Raw genomic sequence first — 14,186 nt, 5'->3', positions numbered from 1 at the left:
GTAAACGGGGTTCAGGCCATCGCGGTGGTGACCGAGTCGAGCGGCCCGACCTCCCACAGCGCGGTCAGCGCGGTGGCGGCCATGACGCGCACGCCCATCGCGATCGCCTTCTCGTCCACGTCGAACGTGCCCTGGTGGATGTCGTACGTCAGACCGCCGGGCGAGCGGGTGCCCAGGCGGGCGAAGGCGCCGGGGATCGACTCTAGGTACCACGCGAAGTCCTCGCCGCCGAGCGACTGCTGGGTCGGGACCACCGCGCCCGCGCCCAGCACGCGCTCGGCGGCCTCGGCCAGCATCTCGACGCTGACCTCGTCGTTGACCACGGGCGGCACGCCGCGCGTGTAGTCCATCGTGGCCTCCACACCGTAGGCGGAGGCGACCGACTCCAGGAGGGACTTGATCAGGTCGGGCGCGGCGTGCCAGGCGTTCTCGTCGAGGCAGCGGACCGTGCCCTCGGCGACGCCGTCGTCGGGGATCGCGTTGGCCGCCGAGCCCGCCTCGACCCTGCCCCAGACGAGGCTGAGCGAGGAACGGGGGTCGACGCGGCGCGACAGGGCGGCGGGCAGCTCGGTGAGGATCTTGGCCAGGGCGAAGACCAGGTCGGCCGTCAGGTGAGGGCGGGCGGTGTGGCCGCCGGGGCCGGAGACCCTGACGGTCAGCTTGTCGCAGGCCGAGGTGATCGGGCCGGGCTTGAGCCCGACCTGGCCGACGTCCACGCGCGGGTCGCAGTGGAGACCGAAGATGCGGTCGACGCCGCTGATGCCGCCCTGCGCCATGACCTCGAGCGCGCCGCCGGGCAGCTCCTCGGCGGGCTGGAAGATCAGGCGCACGCGGCCGGGCAGCAGGCCCGCGGCGGCCTGCTGGGCGAGGAAGAGCGAGGTGCCGAGCAGGACCGTGGTGTGCACGTCGTGGCCGCAGGCATGGCAGGCCCCGGCCACGGTGGAGCGGTAGGACACGTCCTTCTCGTCCTGCAGGGGCAGCGCGTCGATGTCGGCGCGCAGCGCGATCGTCGGGCCGTCGCCGCTGCCCACGTCACAGATCAGACCGGTGCCGCGCGGGAGCACAGAAGGGGCCAGGCCGGCGGCAGTGAGCCGCTCGGCGATCCGCTGCGTCGTGCGATATTCGGCGAAGGCCAGCTCAGGGTGCGAGTGGATGTCGCGGCGAAACGCCACGAGGTCCTGTTCGGTCTCCGCCAGGAACGCGTCGAGTTCGCCCCGCAGCTCACGTCCCCTCATATGTCACCATCCCGTCCATGCCGCGCGCCCCAATATGTCCGACCATCGCGGCTCGTGCGCTCTGAAAGCTCGTACGCCCGCCGTGGCCCCCCGGTCGAGCGGCCGCTCGGCGAATCAAAAAACACACCCACTTGTCGGGGTGCGCGAGATCGTCAGCATGGGCTTGCGCGTCGTCAGGCGCGAGTGCCGCTGCAGCCCGGGAGCACAGCGGTCGGCCGTGAGCCCGATGGCGATGCTTCGACTTTATCGCCCTCACGAGAGTTCTCGGCGACGGATATGCCAAAAACTCCCCCCAGCATGGCCCCTAAACCTCAGGTGACCATGCTCGCGAGCACACGCCGGATCCGGAAATAGTTACAACGGATCAGTAGATCGTGACCCGATGTCGCCACTTCCAAACGTGGTCAGCGATTCCGAATCCTGTCACCTTCTGTCATGGTCATCACACTTCGGCGGTGGCTGCATTTGAGAAGAATGCGTGTTTCACTCGCTATATGATCACTAATATCCCGTTCGGGGAGAAGTATGCTGGGTTGAGCATCTTCAAGCCGAGCGAGGGGACCATGGTGGTCGTACCCTCGCTCTCGCTTCCGCAGGACGAGCTTCGCCGGATCACCGGAGCCAGATCGTACGAGGAGCGCCTGCTCTTCCTGCTGCTCACGCTGCGCGAACCCGGGATCAAGGTGGTCTACCTCTCCACCGCGCCCGTCGATCCCGACATCGTCGAGTACTACCTCGGGTTCCTGCCCGATCCGGATGACGCCGCCAAGCGGCTCACGCTGATCAGCCTCGACGATCCCTGGTCCCAGCCGCTGACCAAGTCCCTGCTCGCCCGACCCGACGCGCTGGAGCAGTTGCGCGCGGCCGTCGAGGGCGACGCCTGGCTGGTGCCGTTCGTCCTGAGCGAGCTCGAGGAGGAGCTCGCCTCGTTACTCAACGTCCCCCTCTACGGCCCGGCCACCTCTCTGGCCTATTACGGCTCCAAGAGCGGGTCGCGCGAGGTCGGTCACGAGGCGGGCGTGCCGATGGCACGGGGCTTCGGCGACGTGCGGAACGTGCTGGAGATCGAGGAGGCGATCGAGGCCCTGCCGGGTGAGCGGGTGATCGTCAAGCTGAACGACGGCTACTCCGGACTCGGCAACGCGATCGTCCCCAAGGCCGACAGGTCGCAGACCAGCTTCTCGGCGGCCGACGAGACCTGGGACAGCTTCACCGCGAAGATCAGGGACCGCGGGGCGGTGGTCGAGGAGTTCATCGAGCACCGGCCGCTGTACTACCCGAGCGCGCTGGCCCAGATCACGCCCGGTGGCGACGCGCAGGTCCTGGCCACGCACGACCAGGTGCTCGGCGGGCCGAACGGCCACGTCTACCAGGGCTGCACGTTCCCTGCCGCGCCGGAGTACCGCGCCGAGGTGGGCGCGGCGGCCGAGAGGATCGCGCGGGTCCTGGCCGGGCGGGGCGTGGTGGGGCTGTTCGGCATGGACTTCTTCGCGCTGAAGGCCGACGCCGGGTACGCGGCGCTGCTGTGCGAGATCAACCTGCGGATCGGCGGCACCACGCATCCGCTCGGCGCGGCCGTGCTGACGACCGGCGCCTCGTACGATCCGGCCAGCGGCCTCCTCATGTCCGAAAATCAGCCGAAGTTCTATACGGCGACCGACAATTGCTCCTCCTCCTGCCTGCGGGGGCGCGCCCCCGGCGAGATCATGCGTACGGCCGAGCGGCTCGGGATCGGCTTCGACGCGGAGCGGCGCACCGGGAACGTGTTCCATCTGCTCGGGGCCATCCCCGAGCACGGCAAGCTGGGCTTCACCTCGATAGGCGACTCACGTGAGGAGGCCGACGAGCTGCACGCCCTCACCCGGCGTCTCCTGTGCGGCCCTTGACGGGCTGCGCACCCGGCGCCTGCTTCGTGGCGCCCTGGAAGCCACGCCAGCCGATGATCCCCAACACGACGGCGAGGATGATGTTCACCGCGATCAGGATGCCGTGGACCACGTAGAAGCTGGTCGGATGCCCGTCGGCCAAGTTAAAACCCAGGTTCACCCATTCAAAGATCATGAATACGCCCAGGATGATGAGGAATCCGGCGATCTTTCGCGACATCAGTGCCTCTCTTGTATCAAAGGTGGATCTTCGGGGGATGTGTCGCCACATGGGCATTCACACGAAGCTACGCTGAGACCGCCATGTGGACGAAAATCCTGCCGGTCACGGCACTCATCGCCTCGGTCTCGCTCACCGGGGGGACCGCATATGCCGCGCCGACGACGCCGGTCGGCGGCCAGGCGCTGGGCAGCCACGGTCTCGTGACGCCCGCGGGCGTCAAGGAGCCGCCCAAGACCCAGGCTACGTCGTTCGTCATCGCGGACGTGGAGACAGGTGATGTGCTCGCCGCCAAGGACGCCCACGGGCGATACCTGCCGGCCAGCACGCTCAAGACACTGACCGCGCTCACCCTCATTCCCAAGCTCGACAAGAACCGCAGGATCCGCCCCAGCGACAACGCCTGCAACCAGGAGGGTACGGCGGTCGGCCTGTCGGTCAAGACGACGTACAAGATCGACGACCTGTTCAGGGCGATGATGATGTCGTCGGGCAACGACGCGGCCATGGCACTTGCCGAGACGAACGGCGGCCTGGCCAAGACCATGCGTGACATGAACGCCGAGGCCAAGCGGCTGCAGGCGTACGACACCGTGGCGAAGACGCCCAGCGGGCTGGACAAGCCGGGGCAGAGCAGCTCGGCGTACGACCTGGCGCTGATCGCCCGCGCCGGCCTCGCTAATCCCGCATTCCGCGGATATATCAGTACAAAGACCGCTAACTTTCCTGCCCCCAAGGGCCACTACGAGATCAGCAACCACAACAAGCTGCTCTGGCGCTACAAGGGCATGATCGGCGTCAAGAACGGCTGGACCTCGAAGGCCCTGGGGAGCTTCGTGGGTGCGGCGAACCGCGACGGGCACACGATCGTGGTGAGCATCATGCGCCACGAGGGCTACTTCTGGGACGAGGTGGCCAAGCTGCTCGACTGGGGCTTCTCGGTCAGAGGCAAGGCCCAGCCGGTCGGGAAGCTCGTGGACCCGATCCCGGACGCCCAGGCCGCCCCGCGGGCTTCGGCGCCTGCCTCGCACGTCACGCCGGCCGCCCAGCCGCCGCTGCTGGACAGGGCCGCCAAGCAGAGTGACTCCACCAAGCTCATCGGGTCCGTGGTGATCGGTGGAGGGTTGCTGTTCGGGCTGATCTGGCTCGGGTACGGCATCCGCCGCCGTCGCCGCGACAGGTCACGCGTCTGAGGTCGTCGCAGGTCCGGAGGCCTTGCCGTCCGGCCGGGGTCGCGTACGCGGCTCTGACGCCCGCTCCGGGCCGCATGCCTTGTGCGGCTCCTGCCCCTCGTCCGGCCGCGCGCCCGAGGACGGGATCGGAGAGGGGGACGGCGGCGGGCAGTAGCCGGCGGTGGCCGTCCAGGCGGCGACATAGAGCACGAGCCTGGCCGAGAAGTTGATCCAGATGAGCAACCCGACGATGACGGCGAACGTGCCGTAGATCGGGTTGCTCAGCGTGTGCCCGAGCAGCAGCGTCGCCACCTGCTTGAGCAGCCCGAATCCGATCGCGCCCAGCAACGCCCCCTTGGCGATCACCCGGAACGGCTGGCTCGGCCTGGCCACCCAGCCGAGCAGGATCACGAACAGCAGCCAGTCGGCCCCCACGCTCGCCGCGACGGCCGCCGCCCGCAATCCCCAGGTGGTCACTTCCGACTCGCTGCCGAAGACGAGGTGCATGACCTTGTCCGTGGCCGTGGTGGCGAACCCGGCGACCAGCACGGACGCGATCATCGTCACCCCGATCAGGATCAGCGAGGCCAGGTCGCGTAGCTTGCCCAGGAAGAAGTTGAGCGGCGGCGTGGTGATCATCGACATCTCGCGCAACGCCCCGCGCAGCGCGTCCAGGGCGCCGAGCCCGGCGTAGAGGAGACCGAGCAGGCCGATGATCCCCGCGGTCTCCTTGGCCATGCCGATGGCCTCGAGGTTGAGCTGGCCGGCGATGCCGGGCAGCCGTTCGACGATGGCCTGTTCCAGGGCCTTCCTGGTGGTCGCGCTGGTCGCCACCACGAACCCGAGCACCGCGTACGAGAGGGAGATCAGCGGGAAGAACGACAGGAACGCGAAGTACGTGACCGCGCCCGCCAGCCGGTCGCCGTTCTGGACCTGGTAGCGCTGGATCGCCCTGATCAGATGGTCGAACCACCGCCGGCGGACCCGCCAGGAGTCCACCTTGCCGCGGCCCCAGGCCTTGATCGCCTCGATCCGCTCCGTCAAGCTGGCCATCACGCGCCTCCCGGCGACCCACTGCGGCGGTCAGGTGGCGACGACCGTACCAGCCGATTCGGTGAGGGCCGCGAGGACCGCCGCCAGGTCATGGTGGAGCAACTGCCCACCACGCTTGACCACACGCCCCGCGACCAGCACGGTGTCCACCGAGCTGGTGTCGGCGTTCAGCACGACGGCGCCGATCGGGTCGTGGGCCGCCGCCATGCCGAGGGTGTCGGCCCGCAGCAGCATCAGGTCGGCCTGCTTGCCCGGCCGCAGCGAGCCGACGACGTCCGCCAGGCCGAGCACCTCGGCGCCCTCGATCGTGGCCATGCGTAGCGCGTCGCGGGTGGTGAAGCTCATCCCCGCGCCACCCGGGCGGCCGCGTTCGAGCAGGTGGACGGTCCGCATCAGGCTGAACATGTCTCCGGGCGCGCACACCACCGTGTCGGCGCCGAGGCCCGTCGGGATGCCCGCCGCCCTGGCGCGGCCCGCGGACGGGTAGCCGAGCCCCAGGTTCATCTCGTCCACGGGGGCGAGTGAGGCGGTGCCGCCGGCGGCGGCGATGCGCTTGAGCTCCTCGTCGCTGTAATGCAGCGCGTGCACGAATGTCGTGGGGGTGGCGAGCAGCCCGTTCGACTCCAGGAACGAGAGCCCCTGAGCGGCGCTCTCAGGGCCGTGGCCGCCCAGGTGCGCGGTGACCGGGAGGCCGAGCTCGGCGGCCACGCGCCACTCCTCCAGCGCCCGCTCCTCCCCCGCGATCTCCGGGCCGAGGGCGGCGACCGCCATCGTGACCAGGCCGGATGCGCTGGAGAGCACGTCGTGCACCCTCCGGGTCTCCCTGGTCAGCTCGCCGGGCTGACCGCCGTGGCAGTAGCCGAACACGGCCCTGATGCCGGATTCGTGCAGCGCCCGCACAACGGCTTCGGTGTGGCCGGGGCTGAACTGGATGTGCGACCAGTCGAGCAGCGTGGTGATGCCCGCGTCCAGGCACTCCAGCGCGCCCGCCAGGTTGCCCGCGTAGACGTCCTGAGGGCGGTAACGGGGGGCGAGCTCGGTGAGGACCCGGCGCAGGTAGCCGTCGAACGCGATGTCGGGCGCGACGGCCCTGATGCCGGCCTGCCAGGTGTGGCGGTGGGTGTCGACGAACCCGGGGAGCACGATCCGCCCGGTCGCGTCGATGACCTCGGCCCCCGGGCCCTCGGGGAGGCCGGGGCCCACTTCTGCGATGGCGCCGTGCTCGATCCGTACGTCCACCCGGCCCAGCACGACGGGTTCGGGCTCGGTGTCGACGACGACGCCGTTCTTGATCAGGATGGTGGATGCCATGACCAAAAGCTTAATGAAAAGCTTTTTTGAAAGCAATCCGCTGCTCGGTATGCTCGATGGCGTGCAGCCCGACGAGATCGACGCGATGGTCCCCCGGTGGGAGGAAGCAGGCCTGTCGCCGTCGCTCATCGCCGCGCTGGAGCTGGGCAAGCGGATGTCGCGGCTCCATCTGACCTTCGACCAGGCGGTCAAGGCCGAGCTGGCCGAGCTGGGGCTGACATACGCCGAGTTCGACGTGCTGGCCGCGCTGAGCCGGGCGGCAGCGCCGTACCGGATGAAGCCGAGTGAGCTGTCGAAGGCGCTGTTCCTCACCTCCGGAGGGATCAGCAACGTGCTGCAGCGCCTGACGGCGGCGGGATACGTCGAGCGCGAGGCCAACTCGGGTGACGCGCGCAGCCGCTGGGTCCAGCTCACCGACGAGGGACGGCGCGTGACGGATGCCGCCCTGGAGGCCTCCGGGCGGGCCTACAGCGAGGTGGCGTCCGGGATCCCGGACGAGGTCGTACGGGGGGCGGCCGACGCGCTTCGCGAGGTCCTCTCGCACGTCGGCCGCCGCCGCTACCGCTGACCCGCCGGCTGGATCAGCTCTCCCGCAACCCGTGGCGGGCCGCCCAGGCGTTGAGCGCGGCCGCGATGGCCTCGGGGCGGTCCTCCGGAGCGTGGTGGCCGGCCGGGCCACAGTGCTCGACCTCCAAGGCGGCGATGTTCTCCACGCACCAGGCCGCCATCTCCTCACCGATCAGCAACGTCGGCGAGGAGTCGAAGGTGAGCAGCAGCTTGGGCACCTCGAAGCTGCCGCCCAGCCACTTCCCGTACCCATCCACCCGATCCGCCACGTCGGCGGGCTCGCCGTCGAGCGGGAACGACCGGGCCCATTCCAGCAGCGGCCGCCGGCTCTCCCGGGTGGGGTACGGCGCCAGGTACGACTGCTTCTCCTCCTCGCTCAAGCTCGACAGCACCCCGCCCGTGAACGCCGTCTCCACGAGGAAGTTCTGATCGAGCGCCAGCGACTCCCCCTTGGCGCTCCTGATCAGCTCGGCACGGGCACGCGGACCTTCGCCCAGGTCATCCCAGCTCATCGTGCGGACGAAGGTCTCCATGAACGCCACGCCACGCACCCGTCCCGGATGCCGGGCCGCCCAGTCGAACCCGAGCGCGCCTCCCCAGTCGTGCCCCACCAGCACCACCTCGTCCAATCCGAGCGCGTCGAACCAGGCGTCGAGGTAGCGGGCGTGGTCACCGAACCGGTACGGAATGTCGGGCTTCCCCGAGCGCCCCATGCCGATGAGGTCAGGAGCCAGCAGCCGCCCGTCCACCTCCGGCAGCACGTTTCGCCACAGTCGGGAGGACGCCGGATTCCCGTGCAGGAACACGATGGGCAATCCGGAACCACTGGAGTCCTCGTAGTACATGGTCGAGTCGAGCACGTCGATCTCAGGCATGACGATCCTTCTTTCGTAAGTTGGACTAACGTTCGTCGCACTAACGAATATACATCGTTAGTGGCACTAACGCAACGGGATAGGATCGGGAAGCATGAACATGACGGACGACACGCCGGCCACCCCCGTCTCGCTGCGCCTCCTGCCCAGCAGGATGTTGTCGCTGGTCGCGATGCACTCCGACCGGCTCGTGAGCGAGGGCCTGGCCCGCGCCGACGCCCGCAAGTGGCACTACGCGGCGCTCGTCGCGCTGCGCGAGGCCGGCCCGGCGAGCCAGGCCGAGCTGAGCAGACGCACCGGCATCTACCGCAGCGACCTGGTCGCCGTCATCAACGAGCTGGCGGAGCGCGGGTTCGTGGAGCGCGCCCCCGACCCCGCCGACCGCCGCCGCAACGTCATCACCATCACGCCGGAGGGCCTCCGGCACGTCCGTCGACTGCACACGCTCATCGCGGGGCTTCAGGACGACGTTCTGGCCCCTTTGAGTCAACCGGAACGCGAGCAGTTCTCGGCTTTCCTGGCCCGCCTGCTGGAGCACCATTCGGGCCGTGGCAGCTCCCCTGAGCAGGACTGAATCCATGGCAGGCGATCTCCGGGAGCCCTAGCCTGAGGGAACGTTGAGACCGACCCAGGAGGCGCCACGCCTATGGCCGAAATCAGCACCGGACAGATGATCAGGCTCCAGCGCGAGCGAAGGGGCATGAGCACCACCGCGCTGGCGACCCAGTCCGGCTGCACCCCCAGGCACATCGAGCTGGTCGAGCACGGCAAGCGAACACCCTCACTCCCCCTGCTCCGGGAGATCGCCAAAGTGCTGGGCGTGCGCACGGCCGTGCTCTTAGGCGAAGCTCCGCGTGACTCGCACGAGCCCAGCAGGCCGCAGATCAGCGACATCGAGCGCGCCCTGTTCACCTGCCGCTCGCTGGAGCCCGACATCGAGCCGCCCGACGCCGACCAGCTCGCCGAACGCGTGGCGGCGGCGCGCAACGCCTGGTTCACCTCGACGCGCCGTTATTCGATCCTGATGTCGGCCCTGCCGTCCCTGATAACCGACGCCGAGAACGTCGCGCTCGAGGGCACGCCGCAGGCGCACAGCGTGGCGTCGGACGCGTACATGCTGGCCAGGGGCGTGCTCAAGCATCTGCGACGGGTGGACCTCGCGCATCTCGCGGCGGACCGGGCCATGCGCTTCGCGGAGGAGACGGCGGATCCGCTGATTCGCGCGTGGGCGTACTGGAATCTGGGACAGTCGATGCTGGCCGACGACATGCACCAGATCGCGTACGACATCGCCCGGCGTGGTCTGGAGATCCTTGAGCCGCACGTCGCCGACGGCGACGACCGCCACATCAAGGCGCTCGGCGCGCTGCACCTGCTCGCCGCGGTCAGCGCGGCCCGCGGGGGCAACGACGACGAGGCCAGGGAGCGGGTACGCGGGCCCGCCGCGCAGCTCGCGCAGCGCGTGGAGGACGGGTCCGGCGTCTACGACCTGGCCTTCTTCGGGCCCACCAACGTCGCCATCCACATGGCCGGCATCGAGAGCGACACCGGCCGTCCGGAGGCGGTGCTGCAGATCGCCGACGACATCGACCTGCGGCGGACGCCGTCCATCGAGCGGCGCACCACCCATCTGTGCCAGGTCGCCCGCGCCTGCGAGGACGTGGGCGACGACGCCGCCAGCCTGCTCCACCTGCTGCGGATCGAGCGCGAGAGCCCAGAGGAGCTCGACCACAAGCTGCTGCTGAGGGAGATGGTGCGGTCGCTGGCCCGGCGGGCGCGGCCGTCGTGGGCCCCGGAGGTCCGCCATCTCGCCGAACGCCACGACATCGCGAACTAAGAGTTCGGTCGCGGCGAACAGGGAGATCTCTTGCTCGAGTTCGTCACGGAACGGGGCGAGAGTGACACGCTGCGCTCATGACCAGTGCGCCGAGTGCCGATTTCGTCATGGAACGACTGCTCCAGGAGGCCACGAGGGAGTTCCCGGGGTGGTCGTTCCAGCGGGATCGTCTGGGCTGGACCGCCACTCACGGCGACATCCAGCTCACCAGGCCGACCCTGGCCGCCCTGCGTGCCCTGCTGCGGGTTCACCGGGCGGCACCGAGCCAGCCTGGGCAAGCCCTGCGCGGCTAGGACCACGGTCCCCCTGCCGCCATCCTCACGAAGGGTCCGGCAATTCATACTTCCGCCCGATTTTCAGCCGCCGGGAGCCGGTTGAAGATCAGTTCATGCGTAGATTCGCAGCATTGTTGTTCGGGCTCTTAGCCCCCGTCTCCCTTCTCACGCCGATGGCCGCAGCCACGACGCAGGCCGCCTCGGACACGATCTCCTGGGCACCCTGCCAGGAAGATCCGGCCGTGGAATGCGGGACGCTCACCGTACCGATCGACTGGAGCCGACCGGCGAGCGGCACCTTCGACGTGGGCGTCGCCCGCCGCAAGGCCGCCGATCCGGCCGCCAGGGTCGGCGCCCTCGTCCTGGGGGCGGGCGGTCCTGGCGGTTCGGGGGTGAATCTGGTCAGCCAGAGCACGCGGATGCTCAGCCCCGAGGTCCTGCGCCGCTTCGACATCGTCGGCCTCGACCCGCGCGGCACGAACCGGAGCCACCCCGTGGTCTGCTCCACTGACCTGCTCATGCAGGCCCCGGATCCGATCTTCAAGAGCCAGGCCGACTTCGACCGGGCGCTGGACTACAACGCGCGCCTGCGTGCCGACTGCAGGGCCCGCACCGGCCCGCTGTTCGACCACGTCGACTCCCTCAGCACCGCGGCCGACCTCGACGCCTTCCGCGCCGCGCTCGGCGAGGAGAAACTGACCTTCTGGGGCGGCTCCTACGGCACCCTCCTCGGCCAGCTGTACGCCGAGCGCTACCCGGAGCGTGTCCGCGCCTTCGTCCTCGACAGCACGATGGATCACAGTCTGGGCACGCAGGGCTTCATGGACACCGAGGCCTGGGGCGCGCAGGACGCCTTCAACGAGTTCGTGGCCTGGTGCGGCCGGGACAGCCGCTGCCTGCAGCACGGCAACGACGTCCGTGCGTTCTGGAGGGATCTGCTGGCCCGCGCCGATCGCGGCGAGCTGCACGTGCCGGAGGAGCCCGGCACTCAGGTGACCGCGTTCATGCTCATCAGCGCCGCCGTGGGCCACTTCTACGATCCGGCCAACTGGCAGCCGTTCTCCCAGCTGCTCGCCGATCTCGACAGCGGCCGGTCGCCGAGCCCGGGTGCTCTGCCCATGTCGGCCGACACCACGCAGGAGGTCAGCCCCAACCCGATGCAGATCTTCTGCCTGGACTTCCGGCTGCCCATCCGCGACTACAGGGAGTACGCCAAGCACCTGCGCCGCCTGGCGAAGATCGCGCCCGACATGCGGTACAGCTCTCTGTCGCTCGGCCCGGTCATCTCGTGCCTCGGACAGCCTGACCCGATCCCCAACCCGCAACATCGCCTGAAGGTCCGTACGGGCACGCCGGTGCTGGTCGCCAACTCCCTGCACGACCCGGCCACCGTCTACCCGTGGGCCGTGAGCACCGCCCACCAGCTGGGCCGTTCGGGCCGACTGCTCACGTACGAGGGCTGGGGCCACATCGTCTACCGCCGCGGTACGTGCGCCACAGAGGCCATCGACGCCTACCTGATCTCGCGGACCCTGCCGTCGCCGGGCGCCCGTTGCCCGGCCGTCCCGCCTGCCGAGGTCCGGACACTCAACGAGCCCGTCAAACCGCTTCCCGGCACGCCGGGGTGGATGCCTTCCAGGCTCTTCGGGTGAGCTCCGGATGAAGTACGGCTCGTGCGCCTCGTGTGCGCACGAGCCCGCCCGCCTGAGGACCTCAGGAGTCCGGATGAGCCAGGCGGCTGAGCAAGGCCAACGCGTCGTCACGTACCACCGGCTGGAAGAAGGACGCGTCGACGCTCTCGACGGCGGCGATGGCATGCGGAGCCGGCTCGGCGCCGGCATCGGTGACACCCGGCTCACCCAATCCACCCTGGCGGCCCTACGCGCGCTGGTGCGGCTCCATCGGGGGGGCCCGGCGGAACTGACCGAGGAGCCTCAACGGCCGGCGGGGACGCGGCGACTTCGGCACCTCAGCGGCCGGGTTGGTCGAGCACCTTGGCGGCGAAGGCGTCGATGACAGCGGCGACCTGGCCAGGAGCCTTGGCCTGGGCGGCGTGCCCCTGCCCCCGCAGCACCACCCGATCCACCCGCGGCATCACCCGCTCCAGCGCGTCGAGCCTCTTCCCGAGATGCGCCGGACTGCGATCACCACCGAGCAGCACGGTGGGCACCTCGATCCCCGAGTAGGCGTCGAGCCGCACCCCGAGCGAGTCCATGCCCGCGTTGTCCTCGATCTGCGACGGAACGAGCGCCCGCATCCTCGGAACCACCGTCACGAACACCCCGGCCGCGAAAGCCACCCATGCGGGAACCCGCACGGAGCCCCGCAGGAAAACGCTTAATGCCTTCCCCGGCCGACCGGCCGCGATCGCCGCCCTGGCCCGCGCGTGAACCTCGCCGTGCGGCCCGCCGAGCGGCGCCCCGATCACCGTGGGCGGCTCGTACAGGACCGCCCCCGCGAACGCCGACGGGTCGGCCACCAGGGTCTCCAGCGCGATCACGGCACCTGAAGAGTGCCCGACGAGCACCATCGGCCCGCCGCCCAGCGCCGCCACCACCGCCAGGACGTGTTCGACCTCCTGAGCGACCGTGCAGGACACGCCGCCGATATCGAGCCGGTACCGGCGCCGGTGCAGCCGCACGACCTGATGACGCGCGGTGAGCCGGGCGGCCACCTCCCGCCAGGACGAGCCGTCGTCGAGGCCGGGGTGGAGAACGAGCACGATCGGGCCCCGTCCTTCGTCAACAGCCCGCGCCTCTGTGCCGTCGGCCGTCATCACCTTGATCACCAGCTACCCCCTAGCGACGCGAAGGCGAAATTAGCATCGCCAAGGCAGAGCGGCTACTACTCGTCCGGTGGCTTCTCCTCGGTTCGCAGGCGAGCCGCGTCCTGGTACGCCCGTGTCACGGCGGCGATCATGGCGAGCAGCGCGACGACGGGCGCGACGAGCCAGCCGATCTCCCCGGAGACGTACCAGGCGGGAAGCAGTTGCGCGGCGGCCAGGAAGACCCAGAAGCCGGGTGTTCCAGGGACTCTCAAAACCGGCTCTCCCATACGTACCAGGGGCCTTCGAGGTGCGTGTATCCGGTGTGGGACTCGGCCGGCGGCTCCCCGCCGGGGCTCCACGCGAAGCCGTAATGGTCAAGGAACCCGCTGCCGCTCACCAGGAACCGCGCCCCGCCCTCGATCCGCTCGATCGACGTCAGCGGGTAGAGCCCCACCCATTGGTCGGTGTGCTCTGCGGACTCGGCCCCCGAGGTGACTGTCCGGGCGAAGCGTTCCAGGCTCGCCTCCGAGAGCGCGAAACGGGCGGTGAAGGGCAGGTCGGCGTACACCAGGCCGACCACGGTCATGCCTATGACCGGCGCGCATGCCCAGCGCACCCAGTGCCGGCGCAGCCCGGAGCGGCCGTCAAAGCGCAGCAGGGCCACGACGAACCGGGCGGTCCAGACGACGATCGTGGCGAGCCCCAGCATGGGGCCCAGCAATATCAGGGGGAAAAGACCGCCGCCCGGCGTGCTCCAGGCGTTCAGGATGACCAGCGCAAGCAGGGCGACCAGGGGAAGCAGCACCTTGCCGGGCGGACCGGTCAGGATCCGGGTGAGCTCCGGTAACGGAGGTTGCGTGGTGGCATCGTCGGACACGCCGCGAGCGTATCGCGGCCTGCCCGCTACAGCGTGGGAGGAACTGCCGGCCCGCGTCGAATTGCACATCGTGGGCGGGCCCGCCACCGGCCGCTAATGGTCGGCGACCTG

General features: G+C 69.6%; 16 protein-coding genes. 7 read left to right on the top strand and 9 right to left on the bottom strand.

The features are described 5' to 3' along the window. Window positions 1-11: 11 nt before the first annotated feature. Window positions 12-1,235 (bottom strand): M20 family metallopeptidase, encoded by a 1,224-nt coding sequence (locus ACQPWU_RS06400; protein ID WP_433437603.1) that lies wholly within the window; start codon window positions 1,233-1,235, stop codon window positions 12-14. A 533-nt stretch (window positions 1,236-1,768) separates the two neighbouring features. Here ACQPWU_RS06400 and ACQPWU_RS06395 point away from each other — a divergent pair. Next, window positions 1,769-3,121 carry a peptide ligase PGM1-related protein gene (locus ACQPWU_RS06395; RefSeq protein ID WP_433437602.1) on the top strand — a complete coding sequence of 451 codons (1,353 nt, stop codon included), beginning with the start codon at window positions 1,769-1,771 and terminating at the stop codon, window positions 3,119-3,121. On the opposite strand, the gene ACQPWU_RS06390 is transcribed toward ACQPWU_RS06395, so the two are convergent. Then, complete coding sequence (locus ACQPWU_RS06390) at window positions 3,093-3,341, bottom strand: SCO4848 family membrane protein (protein ID WP_433437601.1); 249 nt, start codon at window positions 3,339-3,341, stop codon at window positions 3,093-3,095. The two genes, ACQPWU_RS06395 and ACQPWU_RS06390, sit on opposite strands and share 29 nt — an antisense overlap. Window positions 3,342-3,424: 83 nt before the next feature. Here ACQPWU_RS06390 and ACQPWU_RS06385 point away from each other — a divergent pair, with 83 nt between their 5' ends. After that, window positions 3,425-4,534: a D-alanyl-D-alanine carboxypeptidase family protein gene (locus ACQPWU_RS06385; RefSeq protein ID WP_433437600.1), complete on the top strand. Its 1,110-nt coding sequence runs from the start codon at window positions 3,425-3,427 to the stop codon at window positions 4,532-4,534. Here the strand turns inward: ACQPWU_RS06385 and ACQPWU_RS06380 are convergent. Both ACQPWU_RS06380 and ACQPWU_RS06375 read right to left on the bottom strand, forming a co-directional pair. Continuing rightward, the gene (locus ACQPWU_RS06380) at window positions 4,523-5,566 is read right to left on the bottom strand and encodes a YihY/virulence factor BrkB family protein (RefSeq protein WP_433437598.1); all 1,044 of its coding nucleotides are present in this window, start codon (window positions 5,564-5,566) and stop codon (window positions 4,523-4,525) included. The genes ACQPWU_RS06385 and ACQPWU_RS06380 overlap by 12 nt on opposite strands. Window positions 5,567-5,596: 30 nt before the next feature. Beyond that, complete coding sequence (locus tag ACQPWU_RS06375; protein WP_433437596.1) at window positions 5,597-6,877, bottom strand: amidohydrolase family protein; 1,281 nt, start codon at window positions 6,875-6,877, stop codon at window positions 5,597-5,599. 61 nt (window positions 6,878-6,938) lie between these two features. Here ACQPWU_RS06375 and ACQPWU_RS06370 point away from each other — a divergent pair, with 61 nt between their 5' ends. After that, entirely contained in the window at window positions 6,939-7,445 is a 507-nt protein-coding gene (locus ACQPWU_RS06370; protein ID WP_433437594.1) for a MarR family winged helix-turn-helix transcriptional regulator, read from the top strand. 13 nt (window positions 7,446-7,458) lie between these two features. Here the strand turns inward: ACQPWU_RS06370 and ACQPWU_RS06365 are convergent, their stop codons facing one another. Next, window positions 7,459-8,319 carry a haloalkane dehalogenase gene (locus ACQPWU_RS06365; RefSeq protein WP_433437592.1) on the bottom strand — a complete coding sequence of 287 codons (861 nt, stop codon included), beginning with the start codon at window positions 8,317-8,319 and terminating at the stop codon, window positions 7,459-7,461. 94 nt (window positions 8,320-8,413) lie between these two features. Here ACQPWU_RS06365 and ACQPWU_RS06360 point away from each other — a divergent pair, with 94 nt between their 5' ends. The 4 genes from ACQPWU_RS06360 (at window position 8,414) to ACQPWU_RS06345 (ending at window position 12,083) form a co-directional block, all read left to right on the top strand. Further along, complete coding sequence (locus ACQPWU_RS06360) at window positions 8,414-8,893, top strand: MarR family winged helix-turn-helix transcriptional regulator (RefSeq protein ID WP_433437590.1); 480 nt, start codon at window positions 8,414-8,416, stop codon at window positions 8,891-8,893. A gap of 72 nt (window positions 8,894-8,965) precedes the next feature. Next, window positions 8,966-10,156, top strand: coding sequence for a helix-turn-helix domain-containing protein (locus ACQPWU_RS06355; RefSeq protein WP_433437588.1), 1,191 nt, complete (start codon window positions 8,966-8,968; stop codon window positions 10,154-10,156). Between the two features lie 77 nt (window positions 10,157-10,233). Then, complete coding sequence (locus ACQPWU_RS06350) at window positions 10,234-10,449, top strand: hypothetical protein (RefSeq protein WP_433437587.1); 216 nt, start codon at window positions 10,234-10,236, stop codon at window positions 10,447-10,449. A 95-nt stretch (window positions 10,450-10,544) separates the two neighbouring features. Beyond that, complete coding sequence (locus tag ACQPWU_RS06345; protein WP_433437585.1) at window positions 10,545-12,083, top strand: alpha/beta hydrolase; 1,539 nt, start codon at window positions 10,545-10,547, stop codon at window positions 12,081-12,083. A gap of 61 nt (window positions 12,084-12,144) precedes the next feature. On the opposite strand, the gene ACQPWU_RS06340 is transcribed toward ACQPWU_RS06345, so the two are convergent. From ACQPWU_RS06340 to ACQPWU_RS06325, 4 genes are all read right to left on the bottom strand, one after another. Beyond that, window positions 12,145-12,294, bottom strand: a complete 150-nt coding sequence (locus ACQPWU_RS06340) for a hypothetical protein (RefSeq protein WP_433437583.1) — start codon at window positions 12,292-12,294, stop codon at window positions 12,145-12,147. A gap of 106 nt (window positions 12,295-12,400) precedes the next feature. Next, window positions 12,401-13,219 (bottom strand): alpha/beta fold hydrolase, encoded by an 819-nt coding sequence (locus ACQPWU_RS06335; RefSeq protein ID WP_433437581.1) that lies wholly within the window; start codon window positions 13,217-13,219, stop codon window positions 12,401-12,403. A 56-nt stretch (window positions 13,220-13,275) separates the two neighbouring features. Continuing rightward, complete coding sequence (locus ACQPWU_RS06330; protein ID WP_433437579.1) at window positions 13,276-13,470, bottom strand: hypothetical protein; 195 nt, start codon at window positions 13,468-13,470, stop codon at window positions 13,276-13,278. Beyond that, window positions 13,467-14,075: a hypothetical protein gene (locus ACQPWU_RS06325; RefSeq protein ID WP_433437577.1), complete on the bottom strand. Its 609-nt coding sequence runs from the start codon at window positions 14,073-14,075 to the stop codon at window positions 13,467-13,469. The genes ACQPWU_RS06330 and ACQPWU_RS06325 overlap by 4 nt, the downstream gene beginning before the upstream one ends. Window positions 14,076-14,186 lie beyond the last annotated feature (111 nt).

Origin of the sequence: Nonomuraea sp. CA-141351, from assembly GCF_050944675.1 — a bacterium.
Taxonomy (GTDB): Bacteria; Actinomycetota; Actinomycetes; order Streptosporangiales; family Streptosporangiaceae; genus Nonomuraea.
This window is presented reverse-complemented; position numbering and strand designations above follow the sequence as displayed.

Coding starts and splice junctions, on each gene's coding strand:
- ACQPWU_RS06400 (WP_433437603.1), bottom strand. CDS start 1,235: ATGAGGGGACGTGAGCTGCGGGGCGAACTCGACGCGTTCCTGGCGGAG.
- ACQPWU_RS06390 (WP_433437601.1), bottom strand. CDS start 3,341: ATGTCGCGAAAGATCGCCGGATTCCTCATCATCCTGGGCGTATTCATG.
- ACQPWU_RS06385 (WP_433437600.1), top strand. CDS start 3,425: ATGTGGACGAAAATCCTGCCGGTCACGGCACTCATCGCCTCGGTCTCG.
- ACQPWU_RS06380 (WP_433437598.1), bottom strand. CDS start 5,566: ATGGCCAGCTTGACGGAGCGGATCGAGGCGATCAAGGCCTGGGGCCGC.
- ACQPWU_RS06375 (WP_433437596.1), bottom strand. CDS start 6,877: ATGGCATCCACCATCCTGATCAAGAACGGCGTCGTCGTCGACACCGAG.
- ACQPWU_RS06365 (WP_433437592.1), bottom strand. CDS start 8,319: ATGCCTGAGATCGACGTGCTCGACTCGACCATGTACTACGAGGACTCC.
- ACQPWU_RS06360 (WP_433437590.1), top strand. CDS start 8,414: ATGAACATGACGGACGACACGCCGGCCACCCCCGTCTCGCTGCGCCTC.
- ACQPWU_RS06355 (WP_433437588.1), top strand. CDS start 8,966: ATGGCCGAAATCAGCACCGGACAGATGATCAGGCTCCAGCGCGAGCGA.
- ACQPWU_RS06350 (WP_433437587.1), top strand. CDS start 10,234: ATGACCAGTGCGCCGAGTGCCGATTTCGTCATGGAACGACTGCTCCAG.
- ACQPWU_RS06345 (WP_433437585.1), top strand. CDS start 10,545: ATGCGTAGATTCGCAGCATTGTTGTTCGGGCTCTTAGCCCCCGTCTCC.